Raw genomic sequence first — 16,861 nt, forward strand, 5'->3', positions numbered from 1 at the left:
ATCGAATTACTTACGCAGTTCGACGCGACGGTTTTGAGCCCAGGAGGACTCGTCGTTGCCGGTAGCAATAGCGCGCTCTTCACCGTAGGAAACCAGTTCCAGTTGAGCCGGGGAAACGCCCTGCAGTACCAGGTAGCGCTGAACAGCTTTGGCGCGACGCTCGCCCAGAGCCATGTTGTATTCGCGGGTACCGCGCTCGTCAGCGTGGCCTTCCAGAACTACGCGAGCGCCATTGCCTTGCAGGTCTTTGGCGTGCACGTCCAGAGCGCGCATGGCTTCTGGTTTCAGGTCGGAGCTGTCGTATTCGAAGTAGAAGGTGGTGATAGCACGCAGAGCAGCTTCTTCGCTCAGGCTGCCATCGACGGCACCGTTGTTTGCACCGTAACCGGCGTTAGGATCAGTAGCGCCTTCGCCAGCAGCATCGCCGCCCTTCGAGGAGCAACCAACTGCAACGGCCAGAGCCAGGCTCAGAGCAGCAAACTTACCAAATTTCAGCATTTCCATCATGTAACTCCTAATGAACCCCAATGTGTTAAGCAGTATTTCAAGTAACAACGGTGTAGCGCCGCATCAGTTCAGGTAAGGGGACCAAGAAGGCTCTCGAACTTCGCCTTGAGCGGTAGGAAGAGGGAGCCTGACGCGACCATTGGTGGACGCTAATACCAAGACTCCCCGTCCCTGCTGGCGGGTGGCGTAGATTACCATGGTGCCGTTAGGCGCGACAGTAGGCGACTCATCCAGACTGGTATCTGAAAGTATCCGCAGATTGCCGCGCTGCAGGTCTTGCGCCGCCACTTTGAACACAGTGTAACCATCCTGGCGGTGAATCATGACCAGGGTCTTCTCATCAGCAGAGAGTTTCGGGTTGGCGTTGTAGTTACCGATAAAGGTCACACGCTCAGCCGAACCACCATTGATGTTGGTTTTATAGATTTGCGGCTTACCGGAACGATCCGAGGTGAAGTACAGGGTCTGACCGTCCTTACCCCAGAAGGGTTCGGTATCGATCGACGGCTGGTTGGTCACACGGCGCAGCTGACGCGTGCCCATGTCCATCACATAGATTTCCGGGTTGCCATCACGCGACAGCACAAAAGCCAGGCGATTGCCGTCCGGCGACCAGGCCGGTGCACCATTCAACCCTTCAAAATTACTGATTTGCTCGCGCCGACCTGTATCAATGTGCTGCACAAAAATGCGCGGACGCTTCTGCTCGAACGATACGTAAGCAATACGACGGCCATCCGGAGCGAACGATGGCGAGAGGATCGGCTCGCGCGACTGCAGCAGGGTCACTGCACGGGCGCCGTCATAATCGGAACGCTGCAGGGTGTAACGGGTGTTGTTGACCGCAAAACGCTCGGCAGTCACGTACAGCATACGGGTAGAGAACGCCCCCTTCACACCGGTGAGCTTCTCGAAGGACTGATCGGCGATATGGTGCGCCATGTCACGCAACTGATCGACACCCCCCCCCACGCTACCGGTCATGACCTGCTGCTGAGTGGTGACGTTGAACAAGGCGAACTGAATCTGCAGACGACCGGCGTTCGGCACAATACTACCGACCAGCACGTACTGCGCACCCAAGGCCTGCCAATCGCGGTAGATCACTTCAGTCGCCTGAGTCGGCAGGCTGATCATATTCTGCCGAGGGATCGGCTCGAATACGCCGGAGTTACGCAGGTCATTGCCGATGATTTCGGCCATATCCTCGGGCAACACGTTGCCACCTTGCCAGCCAAACGGTACCACGGCGATGGGCGTGGCACGGTCAGTGCCACTGCTGATCACCAGCGGATCAGCGGCCTGAACGGTACCGACCAACAGGGTCAGACCGAGCAGAACAAGACGCATCAGGGTATTCACAGACCTAAATCCTCCGGTTTGAAGACAGCGCGACGCTGCCGGTAAAGGCGATCAAAAGTGGCGCGATCCAGCTGTTGCATTTCGGCAATACGGCCGACGTTACGCACCGCTTGCACGGCCGAGTTATCAAATGGCGAGTCGCCACTGGAGCGCGTCACGCTGGCATTGGTAATGGTGCCATCGGGCAGCATTTCGATCAGTACTTCTACGCTCATTCCATTACGCGCCGATGGCGGTCGCCGCCACTGCTGGCTCACCAGCATAACAATCAGATCATCCAGGCTGCCGGCGACTTCATCGCCGACCGTATCAGCGATTGCCTGCTGACGACCAACATCATCGGACAGCAACTCAGCCAGTGCAGCAGCCTTCTTATCTTCTACCGCTTTACGCTGGGCCGCTTCTGCCGCCTTTTTCTTGGCGTCATCCGCTTTTTTCTGCTTCGCAGCGTCTGCGGCGGCTTTCTTTTTCGCCTCTTCTGCCGCTTTTTTCTTGGCGTCTTCGGCAGCTTTTTTCTTAGCCGCCTCGTCTGCCGCTTTTTTCTTGGCTACATCCGCAAGCTTCTTCTGCTCGGCGGCCTTTTTGTCGGCTTCGGCCTTTTCCGCGGCTTCTGCTTTCTGAGCCTCTTGCGCTTTCTTTTGTTCCGCAGCCTTGGCCGCTACTTTTTCCTGCTCGGCTTTTTTCTGTTCAAGCTGCTCGGTTTCATACACCGGTGCAGTTGTTTTAGGCTTTTCACCAGCGATTTTTTGATTGGTCTGGGTAGTGGCCTGGCTCTGCGACTGCAATTTGTACAGGGTCGCCTGCACCACCGGTTTGGCCGGCGGCAGATCCGGGGCAAAGGCGAAGCTGACGAACAACATGGCAAACATGATGGCATGCAGGCCTACAGCCCAGACAACCGGCCAGAACAGACTTTCCGAGGGCGAACGCTCGCGCTGGTCGTGCATCAGGGGGCCTCGGTAATCAGCCCGACGTTACCCACGTCAGCTTGCTGCAAGCCACCCATAGCCGCCATGATGGTGCCGTAATCGACGGTTTTGTCACCGCGTACGAACACCTGCACCTGCTTACCGGTTGCCCTGCTCTGGTTGATGATCGCCGTCACCGCGCGGGTCATTTCTTCCAGCGTCAGCGCCTTATCCTGCACCGTATCGACATCAACCTCGGTGCCCATATTCCAGTAATAGGTCTTGTCGGCCTTGATCGAAATGGTCAACACCTGAGCGTTATTGTCCTGCGGCAGGGCTTCACTGCTGACTTTCGGCAGATCGACCTTGACCCCTTGATTGAGCATGGGCGCGGTCACCATAAAGATCACCAGCAGTACCAACATCACATCGATGTAAGGCACCACGTTCATCTCGGCGACGGGCTTGCGTCTATTGCGAATTCTGGCCATGGCTTAAAACCTTTCGTAAAGAGTGCCTAAGGCTTAGTCGTCGCTGGTGTGGACTTTGCGGTGCAGAATCGCCTGGAACTCGTCGGCGAAGGTGTAGTAACGGCCAATCAGCATTTCGCCGCGAGCAGCAAAGCGGTTGTAGGCGATTACCGCAGGAATGGCGGCGAACAGACCAATGGCAGTGGCGATCAGGGCCTCTGCAATACCCGGCGCCACAGTGGCCAGGGTTGCTTGCTGCACCTGAGCCAGGCCACGGAAGGAGTTCATGATGCCCCACACGGTACCAAACAGACCAATATAAGGACTCGTGGAGCCCACAGTGGCAAGGAACGGCAGGCTCTGCTCAAGCTTCTCTTCTTCACGGGAAATCGCCACACGCATGGCACGCGCCACCGCGTCCATCACTGCATCCGGATCCACACCGGCCTGCTGCCGCAGACGCGAAAATTCTTTAAAACCGGCACGAAAAATCTGTTCCAGACCAGAATCCGGGTCCGGGTTGCTGCCCGCCTGGCGGTACAGCTTGGACAGGTCGATACCCGACCAGAAGCGCTCTTCGAAGTTGTCCAGAGCGCGCTTGGCCGCACGCAACAGCGCAGTGCGTTGAAAGATCATGACCCACGACATGACCGATGCTGCCACCAGGGTCAGCATTACCAGTTGCACCACCAGGCTGGCGTTGCTGATCAGACTCCACATCGACATGTGGTCAACGGCGTTGGCTTCCACGCTTACTCTCCTGCTCTAGATGTACCCGCGCCGCCCTGCCCGGCAAAGGCCGCATGCAGAGTTTGGGGAATGGCCCGGGGTTTCAAATTGTCGGCGCGCACACAGGCCACCATAAACTGCCCTTCACACAGCAACACATCATCCGCTGCCCGCCTGACCTGTTGACGAAAACGCAGGCTGGCGCGGTTCAACTCGATTACTTCAGCGCTTACCAGCAACTCATCATCAAGCCTGGCCGGAGCGTGATAACGCGCCTCGGCCGAATGCACAACGAACAACAGGCCCTCCTCGGCCAGCGTTGACTGGAGAAAACCCAGATCACGCAGACACTCGGTGCGAGCCCGTTCCATAAATTTGAGGTAATTGACGTAGTAGACGATGCCGCCCGCATCGGTGTCTTCGAAATAAACCCGACAACGAAGGGTGAACGGCTTAACTCCGTTTTGCGCGCGCATACTCTAGTGCCAGCTCCTGATCTTGCCAATCGCCTTGGCCAAGTATTTTTTCTCAATCATCGTCACGGGCAAACAGATCGGCAGTAGGCAACTCGCCCATGCGTTTGGGTATATTGAGACCGAAATGCAGGTAGGCATGCCGTGTTACCACCCGCCCACGCGGGGTGCGCATGATATAGCCTTGCTGGATCAAATAGGGCTCAAGAACGTCCTCAATGGTGTGACGCTCTTCACTGATGGCGGCAGCCAGGTTGTCGACCCCCACCGGGCCACCGTCGAACTTCTCGATCATGGTCAGCAGTAGACGTCGATCCTGGTGATCGAAGCCACGCTCGTCGACGTCGAGCAGGTTCAGCGCGAGATCGGCGATGGGACGTGTGATATCCCCCTGCCCGCGCACTTCGGCAAAATCGCGCACACGCCGCAGCAGACGGTTGGCAATACGTGGCGTACCGCGCGCCCGACGGGCAATCTCGAAGGCACCATGGGACTCGATGGACAGGCCGAGAATCCCCGCCGAACGCATGACGATGGTCGCCAGGTCTTCGGTGTTATAGAACTCCAGGCGCTGCACAATGCCGAAGCGATCACGCAGCGGATTGGTCAGCATGCCGGCGCGCGTGGTGGCACCGACTAGGGTAAAAGGCGGCAGATCGAGCTTGATCGAGCGCGCGGCCGGGCCTTCGCCGATCATGATGTCGAGCTGAAAGTCCTCCATGGCCGGGTACAGCACTTCCTCGACAATCGGTGACAGGCGATGAATCTCATCGATAAACAACACATCACCCGGCTCAAGATTGGTCAGCAGCGCCGCCAGATCGCCCGGCCGCTCCAGCACCGGTCCCGAGGTGCTCTTGATCGAAACATTCATTTCCTGCGCAATGATATTGGCCAAGGTGGTCTTGCCCAGACCGGGCGGCCCGAAGATCAGGGTGTGATCGAGCGCTTCGCTGCGCCCACGAGCGGCCTGGATAAACAGCTCCATCTGCTCGCGCACACTCGGCTGACCGATGTATTCGGCCAGTTTCAGCGGGCGAATGGCACGATCCACCTGCTCATCACGGTCGCGGGTGGTCGCGGTAATCAGACGATCGGCTTCTAACACTAGACCATTCCCTTCAGGGCTCGACGAATCATATCTTCACTGCTCAAACCGTCTTCCTTAATCGCTGAGACGGCGCGACTGGCTTCCTGGGGTTTGTAGCCGAGCGAAATAAGTGCACTGACCGCATCATTCTCCGCGCTTGAGACTGCACTCCCCCCACGAGGTTCAACCACCAGGGTCGACATGCCCGGTAGAGTTTCCCAGGCTTTGAAGCGGTCTTTCAGCTCAACCAGCAGGCGCTCGGCGGTTTTCTTGCCAACGCCTGGGATCTTCACCAGCACCGACGTGTCCTGCGCCTGCACACAACGCACTAACTCATCGACCTCAAGGCCAGACATCAGGGCCAGCGCCAGTTTCGGGCCAACCCCATTAAGGCGGATCAACTCGCGAAACAGCTCGCGCTCACGCTTTTCAAAAAAGCCATACAACAGATGCGCATCCTCGCGCACCACCAGATGGGTGTGCAGGGTCAACGGCTCACCGACGGCGGGCAAACGGTACAGGGTGGTCATGGGCACTTCCAGCTCATAACCCAAACCATTTATGTCAAGAATCACATAGGGCGGCTGCTTTTCCGCCAGGGTGCCACGCAAACGTCCGATCACCGCTGCTTTCCTTAAAAGTTACGTTACAACCGAAGGCGACCCGCGCGCCGCTTGGCCCCAGCCAGGCCATGGGGAATCAGACTCTGCCGGTGGTGCGCATGACAAAGTGCAATCGCCAGGGCGTCGGAGGCATCAATCTGTGGTTTTTGCACCAGTTTGAGCAGGTGCATGACCATCATCTGCACCTGCTCCTTATCCGCCCCGCCCGTGCCGGCAATCGCTTGCTTGACCTGGGTCGCGGTGTACTCGGCGATATCCAACCCCGCTTCCATTCCCGCGACGATGGCCACACCGCGCGCCTGACCGAGCTTGAGCGCGGAATCCGGGTTACGCGCCATAAACACCTGCTCGATGCCCATGGTCACCGGCCCGTAGGTTTCGATCACCTCGCGCACCCCGCGAAACACCACCTGCAACCGCTCTGGCATCGAACCGTTGCCCGTGCGAATGCAGCCAGAGGCCACATATTCGCAGTTACGCCCGGTATCACGCACCACACCGTAACCGGTGATACGTGAACCGGGGTCGATGCCAAGAATCAAGGTCATGCCTTACGCCCACTCAAGGCACCAGCCACTTAGCCAGCACACTGTCTATTTATCCAGCTCGCGAGTATAGAGCCGGCCTGAGCCTGCGTCACCCAGGCGCAGCCTATAAAAGTGACCGCACATCATTCATATAAGGTCACGGCGGCATACCGCATAGCCGTCATGGGCAGCCTCCATAAAAAAGCCGGAGCGCTCAGGCCAACGACCTGAATACCTCCGGCTCGGATACCCGCACACAATCAGCCAAGCTGCTCCATGAGCTCATCAGGAATCTCGGCGTTGTGATAGACCTCCTGCACATCATCAAGGTCTTCGAGCATGTCGATCAGTTTGATGAATTTCTGCGCCGTTTCCAGGTCGGTAATCGGCGCGCTGATCGACGGGATCATGGCGATTTCCGCCTCTGCAGCCTTGAAACCAGCCGCACTGAGCGCCTCGTTGACCCCATGAAAATCGGCAAAGCTGGTGGACACCAGTGCCGAGCCATCTTCAGCCATCTCAACGTCGTCCGCACCGGCTTCCAGCGCGGCCTCCATGAGTGCATCTTCGCTTACGCCAGCGGCAAAACTGATCTGCCCTTTACGGTCAAACATATAAGCCACAGAGCCATCCGTACCGAGATTGCCACCGCATTTCGTGAAGGCATGACGCACTTCGGCGGCGGTGCGGTTACGGTTGTCGGTCATGGCCTCGACGATAATCGCCACACCACCCGGCGCGTAGCCTTCGTAGCTCAGCTCAGCAACATTGTCGGCTTCGTTATTGCCTGCGCCACGCGCGATGGCACGGTCAATCACATCGCGCGACATGTTGTTGGTCAGCGCTTTATCCACGGCCAACCGTAAACGTGGGTTATCCGCCGGGATCGGGCCACCATGTTTGGAGGCGACCGTCAGCTCACGGATCAGTTTGGTGAAGATCTTGCCGCGTTTGGCGTCCTGACGCCCTTTGCGGTGCTTGATGTTGGCCCACTTGGAATGACCAGCCATAACGCACTCCGGTTTTTCACATTCGGTATCGCGGCGTGAGAACTCGAGTCTCTCCAACCGCCATTAAAGAAGAAGCCTGGTAAACCAGGCTTCTTGTGACGCTTTATTCCGCTTTCGGCTGCTCGCGCAGGCGAATATGCAGTTCACGCAGCGACTTGTTGTCCACCTCACCCGGTGCCTGAGTCATGACGCAGGCCGCGCTCTGGGTTTTCGGGAAGGCAATCACCTCACGGATCGACTGCGCGCCGGTCATCAGCATCACCAAACGATCCAGACCGAAGGCCAGACCACCATGGGGCGGCGCACCGAACTTCAGAGCGTCAAGGAGGAAGCCGAACTTCTCTTGCTGTTCGTCTTCGCTGATGCCCAGCACACGGAACACGGTCTGCTGCATGGCCTTGTCGTGGATACGGATCGAACCGCCACCCAACTCGGTGCCGTTCAAGACCATGTCGTAAGCGCGTGACAGGGCTGCCGAGGGGTTGGCTTCCAATTCAGCCGGCGTGCACTTCGGCGCGGTGAACGGGTGGTGCATCGCGGTCAGGCTGCCGTCATCGTTCTCTTCGAACATCGGGAAGTCGACGACCCACAGCGGCGCCCACTCGCAGGTCAGCAGGTTGAGGTCATGGCCCAGCTTGATGCGCAGAGCACCCAGTGCCTCGCTGACGATCTTGGCTTTATCAGCACCGAAGAACACGATGTCGCCATCGACAGCGCCGACGCGATCGAGGATCACATTAATGTTGTCCAGCGGAATGTTTTTGACGATCGGTGACTGCAGGCCGTCCACACCATTGGCGCGCTCATTGACCTTGATGTAGGCCAGGCCTTTGGCACCGTAGATGCCAACGAATTTGGTGTACTCGTCGATCTTGCTGCGCGGCATGCTCGCCCCGCCCGGAACACGCAGCGCGGTCACGCGGCATTTCGGATCGTTGGCCGGGCCGGCGAAGACCTTGAAATCGACGTCTTTGAGCTGGTCAGCCACATCCACCAGCTCCAGCGGGTTACGCAGGTCCGGCTTGTCTGAGCCGAAACGACGCATGGCTTCGGCCAGGGTCATGTGCGGCAGCTCACCAAACTCGACGTTCAGCACTTCTTTGAAGAGCTGGCGAATCATCTTCTCGGTGATGGCCATGATGTCGGCTTCATCGAGGAAACTGGTTTCGATGTCAATCTGGGTGAATTCCGGCTGGCGGTCAGCACGCAGATCTTCGTCACGGAAGCACTTGGCGATCTGATAGTAGCGGTCGAAGCCCGCCACCATCAGCAGTTGCTTGAACAGCTGTGGCGATTGCGGCAAAGCAAAGAAGCTGCCCGCGTGGGTGCGGCTCGGCACCAGGTAATCACGCGCGCCCTCAGGGGTGGCACGGGTGAGGATCGGCGTTTCCACGTCGAGGAAGCCGTTGTCATCCAAATAACGGCGGATGCTGCTGGTGATGCTCGAACGCAGCTTCAGCTTGGCCGCCATTTCCGGACGACGCAGGTCGATAAAGCGGTAGCGCAGGCGGGTTTCTTCGCCGACGTCGGTGTATTCGTTGAGTGGGAACGGCGGGGTTTCCGCCTCGTTCAGCACTTGCAGCTCGTAACCCAGCACTTCGATGGCGCCGGAGGCCATGTTGGCGTTGCCGGCACCGGCCGGACGCAGACGCACCTTACCGGTGATTTTCACCACATATTCACTACGTACTTTGTCGGCAGTGGCAAATGTCTCGGCACGATCCGGGTCGAATACCACCTGGGCCAGACCTTCACGGTCACGAATGTCGAGGAAAATCACCCCGCCATGGTCACGACGGCGATGTACCCAACCGCAAAGGGTGACTTCCTGGCCGTCCAGGCTCTCGTTCAGTTGGCCGCAATAATGGCTGCGCATCATGGTGGTAGTCGCTTCTCTTGAGTCTTGAATTCGTTGGGCCGCAGTGACTGCGACGCTCGTTGGCCGGACAACCGGCTGGCGCAGGCGCCATTTTCTGCAATTGCGCTGCCTTTCAGGGGCGGTAACGACCAGCGGCGCATGCACAACCGCCCGCCAAACCCCACAAAACGCGGCAAAGCGCGGGATTATATATGGTTAGACCGCCACTTGCAGCCGCCGGCCCACGCGCTTTTGCCAGCCCTTCTATACTCAGGCATGCAGCGCCCTGACCACAGAGATAGGGAGAGGCTTATGGCCACGCCGAATCTGGCTGAAATACCCAGCGACTTACTGGCCGATTTTCGCCTGGAGTCCAGCGAACAGTTCCAGCGCTGCGAGCAGTTGCTGATCGAACTGGAACGCACGCCCGATGACAGCGAACGCCTACGTGAGCTGTTTCGCCTGGTACACACCCTCAAGGGCAACCTCGGCTATATCGGCCTGGACGCATTGATGAAGGTGCCGCAGGCCATGGAAGATGTACTCGCGCGCCTGCGCGAAGCTCAACTCGATTTCGACAGCCTGCTCGGCGATATCCTGCTGCTGACCCTCGACCACCTCAAAGAGCAGATCCGCCACGCCCTTGGCGGCCCCAAACCGCAACTAAGCACCGCGCAAAGCCAGGCACTCAGCCAGGCACTCAGCGCCCTGGCACTCGCCCCCAAAACGCAGCAAATTGGTATTCGCAGCGCTCTGTTGCAGCAACTTGACCCCAGCTCACGGCCGCCCGCACGTATCGTCACGAGCGAAACGGAAGCCACCGAACTGCTCAGACGCTACGGCATCGAGCCAGACGCCGACCTGCTGTTCTTTGTCGACCTGATGCAAGCCAGCGAACGCCGCTCGCATTTCTGGCAAGGACGCGGCCTGCGCCAACTGGACCTGGGCCTGGCGATCAACCAACACGGCGGCAGCCCCGAGCAACCCGCACAGCTGGCCGCCGCCATCTGCCTGCATGATCTCGGCATGGCCTTTCTGCCGCTGGACATGCTGCACAAAGATGCGCATTTCAACCGTGAAGAACGCCGACAGATGCAGTCACACCCGCGCCTGGCCTATGACCTGCTCAAACGCATGCCGCGCTGGGACGCAGCGGCAGAAATCACTCTGCAGCACCAGGAGCATGCCGACGGCAGCGGCTACCCCAAAGGACTCAAGGAAATTGAAACCAGCCCCGGCGCCCTGATCATCAACATCGTCGACACCTTTGACGCCCGCACCCATGAGCGCGCGCATCAAACCTTGAACAAACGCCCACTGCTACGCGCCATTCTGGAAATCAACAACCTCGCCGGGCGACAGTTCAGCGCTCATTGGGTTGAGCTCTTTAACCAGACGCTGCAGCAATACCCAGAGTTGGCGCACCGCTGATCCCTAGAACAATTGAACCCATGCCAAGCAATAGCCTCCAAGCATCACTTTCATTGATATAAACCACGATAAAGATCGGTAAAACCCATGGTAGTCTCTACCTATTAGCGGGCAGCCAAGCCCCGAGCCACCTGAGAGGAGAAATGGTATGGAAATCAATATCGGAATTGCCGAGCAAGACCGCGCTGCCATCGCCGAAGGCCTTTCGCGCCTGCTTGCCGACACCTACACCCTGTACTTGAAAACACACAATTTTCACTGGAACGTCACCGGCCCGATGTTCAACACCCTGCACCTGATGTTTGAAGGCCAGTACACCGAACTGTCGCTGGCTGTCGACCAGATTGCCGAACGCATCCGCGCCCTGGGCTTCCCGGCACCCGGCACCTACGCCGCCTACGCCCGCCTGTCATCGATTAAAGAGGAAGAAGGCGTGCCTGCCGCCCAGGACATGATCAAACAGTTGGTGCAAGGCCAGGAAGCAGTCGTCCGTACCGCGCGTGGTATTTTCCCGCTACTGGACAAAGTCAGCGACGAACCGACCGCAGACCTTCTGACCCAGCGCATGCAAGTCCATGAAAAAACCGCCTGGATGCTACGCAGCCTGCTCGCAGCTTAGGTAAATCATGGAAAAGGCCCGTTTCTACGGGCCTTTTCCTATGCGCCAGGCAGCTGCTGTTCTATGCTTTGGCCAATTGCAACTTGATCTGTGACATGCATGAACAACCCGAAAAAAGCCCCCAGCATTCTTGAGCTGTACCCCGAGGAAACCCGCGATGCTGCGGCACTCCTGAAAAAGGCGGTACCGCTGATGATGCGCCATGACATTCCACCGACCCCCGTGCATTACGCCCTCTGGTACACCTATAGCAAAGGGCTGGAGCCTGAACTCAATCGCCGCCTAGACAAGACCGTCGCCGACTTTGACTGCTTCCCCCCTGAAACAGCAGCCAAACTCTTTCGTGACTACATCATTCACGGCGAACTCGAAGAAGCACGCGCAGGCCAGCAACAGGTCATCGAACTGGTCGATGACATCGAAGGAAACGTATCGCGCAGCATCATTGGCAGTCGCAACTATCAGCTCAGCCTGGAGCACGGCCTCGCCGCCCTGCAGGAACCCATCATTGATGACCTGCCCAACGTACTGACAGAACTGCAGCAAAGCACCCAACTGATGCAGGACCAGCAGGATAAATTCCTCTATCGCCTGAATGCCGCCCAGCAGGAAATCAAAAGCCTGCGCAGCCAACTTGAGCGCGCGCATATTGCAGCCACCCTGGATAGCCTGACCCAGGTATTCAATCGCAATGCATTCAGCCGACTACTGGAACAAACACTGAGCAGCGAACACGATGGCGTAGCCCTCGTCATGCTGGACATCGATCACTTCAAGCAATTCAACGATCAGTACGGCCACCCGCTGGGTGACCGCGTCCTACAACATGTTGGTCAACTGCTGCGCGACTTACTCCCCGCACGTGCGATTGCCGCACGATACGGCGGCGAAGAATTTTGCATCATCCTGCGCGACTGCTGCGATAACGCAACGGCTCATGCCTTTGCAGAACAGCTTCGTTTAAAGATCCAGTCATTGCGCATCAAAGTGCGTCGTACCGACGAGGTTCTTGACAGCATTACCGCCTCATTTGGATATGCACTCGCAATTCCGGGAGACACCCTGGAAACACTGCTGACCAGAGCTGACGATGCGCTCTACCAAGCCAAACGCGAGGGTCGCAACCGAGTCAGCCCTTCGACCGACCAAACAGCGCTAAGGGCTTGATTGAGAACCCCTCTTCTTTACTGTTAAATACGCCCGCGTGACTGGGTTCTGTCCATACCCAAGCGCACGAGCTGGCATCTAGCGTCCTTCTGCAGGCAACATACCGACGCAACCCGCTCTTTTCTGATGGTTATTGAAATTAAGTGAGCTCACTGAACATGTTGAAAATTGTCCACCTTCTGACGGGCGTCTTAGCCCTGCTGCTGTCCTTCGCGCCATCCTTCACTTCCGCTGCCGCATCGTTAGTGCAACACCCTGAAGCCCTCAGTCTTGCGCTGTTCGGCTTCCTTAACCTGCTGCTCGCACCACAACTTCCAATCTGGCATGCAGGACTACGCCACCCCGCACAAAACCTGGTCTCAGCCCTTCTGGTACTGGGCACACTATTGCAAGCACTGATCCTGCTCGCCCCGCTACCCGTAATCGCCGAACACCCGTCAAGCGCCTTTAGCCTCACTATCATCGCAGTTGCAGTCGCAATCCACCTCGCGACCAATCTGCGCCTTAAATCGCGCAGCAGCACAGCCCAGCACGACCTCGGAGACCGCGAGACCGGCACTGTAAAGTGGTTTAACACCTCTAAAGGTTTCGGCTTTATCTCCCGCGACTCGGGTGACGATATCTTCGTGCACTTTCGCGCCATTCGCGGTGAAGGTCACCGTGTACTGGTCGAAGGCCAACGCGTTGAGTTCGCCGTCATGCAACGCGACAAAGGCTTGCAAGCCGAAGACGTCATCGCCGCACTGCCTGCACGACGTTAATCGCATAAACGCAAAAGGCCCGCACACTGCGGGCCTTTTGCGTTTTACAGCTAATCAATAATGGGGCGGCGGCGCCTCATCCTCAGCCATTCCGAACTGCGAACTCACCTCATCTTGGCGCTTGATCAATGCTGCGACCTGCAACTGCAAGCGTTCCAGAAGACGCTGCTGCGCCACCAGCGCATCATTGAGCGCCTGAATAGTATCGTCCTGAAAAGCCAACCGGCTTTGCAAGTCGTTGATGCGCTCTTCTACTTCCACCGGTCAACTCTCAGCAAAACAAAAATCCCCGGTCAAAACCAGGCGTAAACGGGCTTTCAGCGCGGCCAATTGCTCAGGCGTGTAGGCCTGCGCCGGATGCTTGCCCCACACGGGCGCCGGCCAAGCCGCATCCTCGCGACGCCGCACGATGACATGCATGTGCAGTTGACTGACCATATTGCCCAAGGTCGCGACATTCATCTTGTCTGCCGCAAAACAGTCCTTGAGCACCTCGGCAAGGCCGCTGGTTTCCCGCCAGAGCTGCAGCTGATCAGCCGCATCCAACTGAAACAACTCGCTGACATCTTCACGACGCGGCACCAGGATAAACCAAGGGTACTGCACATCATTCATCAACAGCAGGCTGCATAACGGGTAATCACCCATCCAGACAGTGTCCTGCTGCAAACGCGAATCCAGAATAAACATAACGACCTACCTTTAAGAAACCCCACTAACTCAGTTCAGGCTGAAATCGAACGAGCCAAGCGGCGGTGCCTGAAACCTGAGCAGCCAACTGACTACCAAACCAAAGCCAATAAACACTGCCTGCGCAGGATACGCCGAAGCCGAAAACACAGCACCCACGATCAACCCTACTGCCACGCACCAATACACAGCACCCACCAAAGCCACCCCAGGCGCACGCACCAAAACTGTTCCTTTCGGTAATCCTCATGCAGCAGCCAAATGCCACACAACCGCTATATGACAGCAAGCAACTGAAAACAGAGCAGAAAGCGACCGCAAAAATACCTTTCACCGACCATAAAAATAGGAAAAAGCGCTAAAAAACCACCCATAAACCAACGCAAACCCCGAAACCCTCGGCCACACAGGTCATTCGAGGATAAAAAATTGGCTTTCAGGATTTTGTGCACGACTATTGCTAAGCAATCCATGACGAATCGCACTGCACCGTTTGGCTGCCGAAGGCAACCTGCCAGCAGGCACAATAATCCGTCAGCATTGACTTCAAGCACGCCAGCAGCATCTACAAAAATGCGACACGATTCATAATGTTTTGCGACACAGCCGTGAAGAAATCGTAATGAATAGATTGCAACTATCGCCAACATCGACAGCGTGCTATAAGTTACCGCCGACACAAAAAGAAAGAGTCACCGCTATAACAAGTAGCCGGATGACGCAACTTTTCTAAACCAAGGAGCAATCACGATGCAAGTGATGAAGTGGAGCGTAATCGCCCTCGCAGTAGCAGCGGGCACCACCCAAATGGCCGTGGCTTCCAGCCAGTCCGAATCCAAGGGCTTTATTGAAGACAGCAGCCTGAATCTGCACAATAAAAACTACTTCTTTCACCGCGATTTTCGCAACAATAGCTCTGATCGTCAGAACTACCGGAACGAATGGGCTCACGGCATAAGCACGACCTTCGAGTCAGGCTTTACCGAAGGCACTGTAGGTTTTGGTGTTGACGCTCATGGCATGCTGGGTCTCAAGCTGGATAGCGGCAAAGGCACAACTGGGACTGGCTTGCTACCACAAGGCAGCGATGGCAGAGCAGACGATGACTACTCCTATGCTGGCGGCGCTGTTAAGCTGCGCGTGTCCAACACTGTACTGAAGTACGGCGATCTAATGCCTACTGCTCCAGTATTTGCTACAGGTACCGCTCGCCTATTTCCAGGTTCGGCTACCGGCTTCCAACTTCTGAGCAGTGAAATTGAAGGTCTGAACATCGATGCAGGCCACTTCACTGCAATCCGTGACGGCAGCGCCTCGACAAACAGTGACGGCGAGATCACTCTTGCTTATGGTGGCACAGCTACTAAAACTGCTGACTATATCGGTGGCTCATACGCTGTAAATGATAATTTGAGCGTCAGCCTTTATGGTTCTGAGCTCGAAGATATCTGGCGTCAGTACTACAGCAACGTCAACTACACCATCCCGTTCAGCGATACACAATCACTGAATCTTGATTTTAATATCTACCGCACTACCGACAAAGGTAATGCTAATGCTGGCGAAATAGACACTACTGCTTTCTCGATGGCAGCAGCCTACTCTATTGGCGCTCACAAGATCACCCTTGCACACCAACGCATTAATGGCGATGAAGCCTTCGACTATATTGCAATGGATGGCGGCAACGCTGGGGATTCGATTTTCCTGAATAACTCGGTTCAATACTCCGACTTCAACGGCGCTAACGAGAAATCCTGGCAGCTTCGTTATGACCTCAACATGGCTGAGTTCGGTGTCCCAGGCCTGAGCTTCATGGCTCGTTACATCACTGGTAGCGATGTTGACGGAACCAAAGCCGATCCTAACGGCCCATACGCAGGTCTGGGTGGCGAGGATGGTAAAGAGTGGGAGCGCGACCTCGAAGTTAAATACGTAGTACAAGAAGGCGCAGCGAAGGATCTTTCCTTCCGTGTTCGCCACGCCACATGGCGTGCAAACAATGACATGGCTGGCTTCGGCTCTGGTGGCGCAACCGCCCTGGACGAAGTACGACTGATTACTGAGTACCCCTTGGATATTCTGTAACATTCGCAGCAATAAAAAGCCCGACCTAGGTCGGGCTTTTTATTGCCTGCTGAAAACTTACAACGGCAACGCATAAGTCCCCGTCACATGCGCCACCAACTCATCTTCATTACCCAGTGAGTACACAGATACTTCGCAAACAGCCTGGCGACGGCTCAATCTCAATATCCGCGCCTCCGCCAATAGATCAACTGGTTTGGGTTTAACCAGAAAGTTGATATTCAAATTAGACGTCACAGCCATTTCCACCCGACCGAGACTGCCCAGCACCACCGCATACATCGCTGCATCCGCCAGCGCCATAATGGTTGGTCCGGACAAGGTGCCGCCGGGGCGAATCAGCTTGCTGTGAAATGGCACCCGGGCGAGCGCCCCATCGCCGTCCAGCCGATCGATACACAAGTTGATATCTTCCGCCATCGGCAACCCTGTTCGAATCAGCGCCTGCACCTGTTCCGCCGTCAAAATCGACACACTCCCCTCCTTTTATAAGCACACACCAGCATCCTGTACGCATCTGTATAGGCACCGTACAATGCGGGCCATTC

Annotated in this window: 19 protein-coding genes and 1 pseudogene; 6 read left to right on the forward strand and 14 right to left on the reverse strand. The window is 56.8% G+C overall.

Translation table 11 applies throughout. The features are described 5' to 3' along the window. Nucleotides 1-6: 6 nt before the first annotated feature. From pal to aspS, 11 genes are all read right to left on the reverse strand, one after another. On the reverse strand, nucleotides 7-504 hold the full coding sequence (gene pal / locus DBR00_RS12055) for a peptidoglycan-associated lipoprotein Pal (RefSeq protein WP_108486567.1): 498 nt from the start codon (nucleotides 502-504) through the stop codon (nucleotides 7-9). A 66-nt stretch (nucleotides 505-570) separates the two neighbouring features. Continuing rightward, on the reverse strand, nucleotides 571-1,869 hold the full coding sequence (gene tolB / locus DBR00_RS12060) for a Tol-Pal system beta propeller repeat protein TolB (protein ID WP_108538062.1): 1,299 nt from the start codon (nucleotides 1,867-1,869) through the stop codon (nucleotides 571-573). Further along, a complete protein-coding gene (gene tolA, locus DBR00_RS12065) occupies nucleotides 1,866-2,816 on the reverse strand; it encodes a cell envelope integrity protein TolA (RefSeq protein ID WP_108489819.1) in 951 nt (316 codons plus the stop codon). Before tolA ends, tolB begins: the two co-directional genes overlap by 4 nt. Next, entirely contained in the window at nucleotides 2,816-3,268 is a 453-nt protein-coding gene (tolR, locus tag DBR00_RS12070; RefSeq protein ID WP_108489820.1) for a protein TolR, read from the reverse strand. Before tolR ends, tolA begins: the two co-directional genes overlap by 1 nt. A 33-nt stretch (nucleotides 3,269-3,301) precedes the next feature. Next, entirely contained in the window at nucleotides 3,302-3,997 is a 696-nt protein-coding gene (gene tolQ / locus DBR00_RS12075) for a protein TolQ (RefSeq protein ID WP_090252616.1), read from the reverse strand. A 2-nt stretch (nucleotides 3,998-3,999) separates the two neighbouring features. Next, nucleotides 4,000-4,452, reverse strand: coding sequence for a tol-pal system-associated acyl-CoA thioesterase (gene ybgC, locus DBR00_RS12080; protein WP_108489821.1), 453 nt, complete (start codon nucleotides 4,450-4,452; stop codon nucleotides 4,000-4,002). A gap of 52 nt (nucleotides 4,453-4,504) precedes the next feature. Continuing rightward, entirely contained in the window at nucleotides 4,505-5,557 is a 1,053-nt protein-coding gene (gene ruvB, locus DBR00_RS12085; protein WP_108489822.1) for a Holliday junction branch migration DNA helicase RuvB, read from the reverse strand. Continuing rightward, nucleotides 5,557-6,162 carry a Holliday junction branch migration protein RuvA gene (gene ruvA, locus DBR00_RS12090; protein WP_108489823.1) on the reverse strand — a complete coding sequence of 202 codons (606 nt, stop codon included), beginning with the start codon at nucleotides 6,160-6,162 and terminating at the stop codon, nucleotides 5,557-5,559. The genes ruvB and ruvA overlap by 1 nt, the downstream gene beginning before the upstream one ends. A 23-nt stretch (nucleotides 6,163-6,185) precedes the next feature. Further along, the gene (gene ruvC / locus DBR00_RS12095) at nucleotides 6,186-6,710 is read right to left on the reverse strand and encodes a crossover junction endodeoxyribonuclease RuvC (RefSeq protein WP_108489824.1); all 525 of its coding nucleotides are present in this window, start codon (nucleotides 6,708-6,710) and stop codon (nucleotides 6,186-6,188) included. A gap of 239 nt (nucleotides 6,711-6,949) precedes the next feature. Continuing rightward, the gene (locus DBR00_RS12100; RefSeq protein ID WP_108489825.1) at nucleotides 6,950-7,699 is read right to left on the reverse strand and encodes a YebC/PmpR family DNA-binding transcriptional regulator; all 750 of its coding nucleotides are present in this window, start codon (nucleotides 7,697-7,699) and stop codon (nucleotides 6,950-6,952) included. Nucleotides 7,700-7,802: 103 nt separating this feature from the next. Next, nucleotides 7,803-9,578 (reverse strand): aspartate--tRNA ligase, encoded by a 1,776-nt coding sequence (gene aspS / locus DBR00_RS12105; protein ID WP_108489826.1) that lies wholly within the window; start codon nucleotides 9,576-9,578, stop codon nucleotides 7,803-7,805. 291 nt (nucleotides 9,579-9,869) lie between these two features. Here aspS and DBR00_RS12110 point away from each other — a divergent pair, with 291 nt between their 5' ends. The 5 genes and pseudogenes from DBR00_RS12110 (at nucleotide 9,870) to DBR00_RS21070 (ending at nucleotide 13,535) form a co-directional block, all read left to right on the forward strand. After that, nucleotides 9,870-10,988, forward strand: coding sequence for an HD domain-containing phosphohydrolase (locus DBR00_RS12110; protein WP_108489827.1), 1,119 nt, complete (start codon nucleotides 9,870-9,872; stop codon nucleotides 10,986-10,988). Between the two features lie 148 nt (nucleotides 10,989-11,136). Beyond that, on the forward strand, nucleotides 11,137-11,607 hold the full coding sequence (locus tag DBR00_RS12115) for a Dps family protein (protein WP_108489828.1): 471 nt from the start codon (nucleotides 11,137-11,139) through the stop codon (nucleotides 11,605-11,607). Between the two features lie 99 nt (nucleotides 11,608-11,706). Then, entirely contained in the window at nucleotides 11,707-12,774 is a 1,068-nt protein-coding gene (locus DBR00_RS12120) for a GGDEF domain-containing protein (protein WP_108489829.1), read from the forward strand. Nucleotides 12,775-12,932: 158 nt separating this feature from the next. Continuing rightward, nucleotides 12,933-13,253: pseudogene (locus tag DBR00_RS21280) on the forward strand (cold shock domain-containing protein membrane protein); the annotation flags it as partial. 18 nt (nucleotides 13,254-13,271) lie between these two features. Then, the gene (locus DBR00_RS21070) at nucleotides 13,272-13,535 is read left to right on the forward strand and encodes a cold-shock protein (protein WP_256583005.1); all 264 of its coding nucleotides are present in this window, start codon (nucleotides 13,272-13,274) and stop codon (nucleotides 13,533-13,535) included. Between the two features lie 54 nt (nucleotides 13,536-13,589). Here DBR00_RS21070 and DBR00_RS12130 read toward each other — a convergent pair whose 3' ends face one another. Both DBR00_RS12130 and DBR00_RS12135 read right to left on the reverse strand, forming a co-directional pair. Beyond that, the gene (locus tag DBR00_RS12130) at nucleotides 13,590-13,796 is read right to left on the reverse strand and encodes a SlyX family protein (protein WP_108489831.1); all 207 of its coding nucleotides are present in this window, start codon (nucleotides 13,794-13,796) and stop codon (nucleotides 13,590-13,592) included. A gap of 3 nt (nucleotides 13,797-13,799) precedes the next feature. After that, the gene (locus tag DBR00_RS12135; RefSeq protein ID WP_108489832.1) at nucleotides 13,800-14,225 is read right to left on the reverse strand and encodes an HIT domain-containing protein; all 426 of its coding nucleotides are present in this window, start codon (nucleotides 14,223-14,225) and stop codon (nucleotides 13,800-13,802) included. A gap of 750 nt (nucleotides 14,226-14,975) precedes the next feature. Here DBR00_RS12135 and DBR00_RS12145 point away from each other — a divergent pair. Further along, nucleotides 14,976-16,313, forward strand: coding sequence for an OprD family porin (locus DBR00_RS12145; RefSeq protein ID WP_108489834.1), 1,338 nt, complete (start codon nucleotides 14,976-14,978; stop codon nucleotides 16,311-16,313). 57 nt (nucleotides 16,314-16,370) lie between these two features. Here the strand turns inward: DBR00_RS12145 and DBR00_RS12150 are convergent, their stop codons facing one another. Next, entirely contained in the window at nucleotides 16,371-16,778 is a 408-nt protein-coding gene (locus tag DBR00_RS12150; RefSeq protein WP_108489863.1) for a PaaI family thioesterase, read from the reverse strand. Between the last annotated feature and the right edge of the window lie 83 nt (nucleotides 16,779-16,861).

The sequence above is a fragment of the Pseudomonas sp. HMWF032 genome (genome assembly GCF_003060885.1).
Classification (GTDB): domain Bacteria; phylum Pseudomonadota; class Gammaproteobacteria; order Pseudomonadales; family Pseudomonadaceae; genus Aquipseudomonas.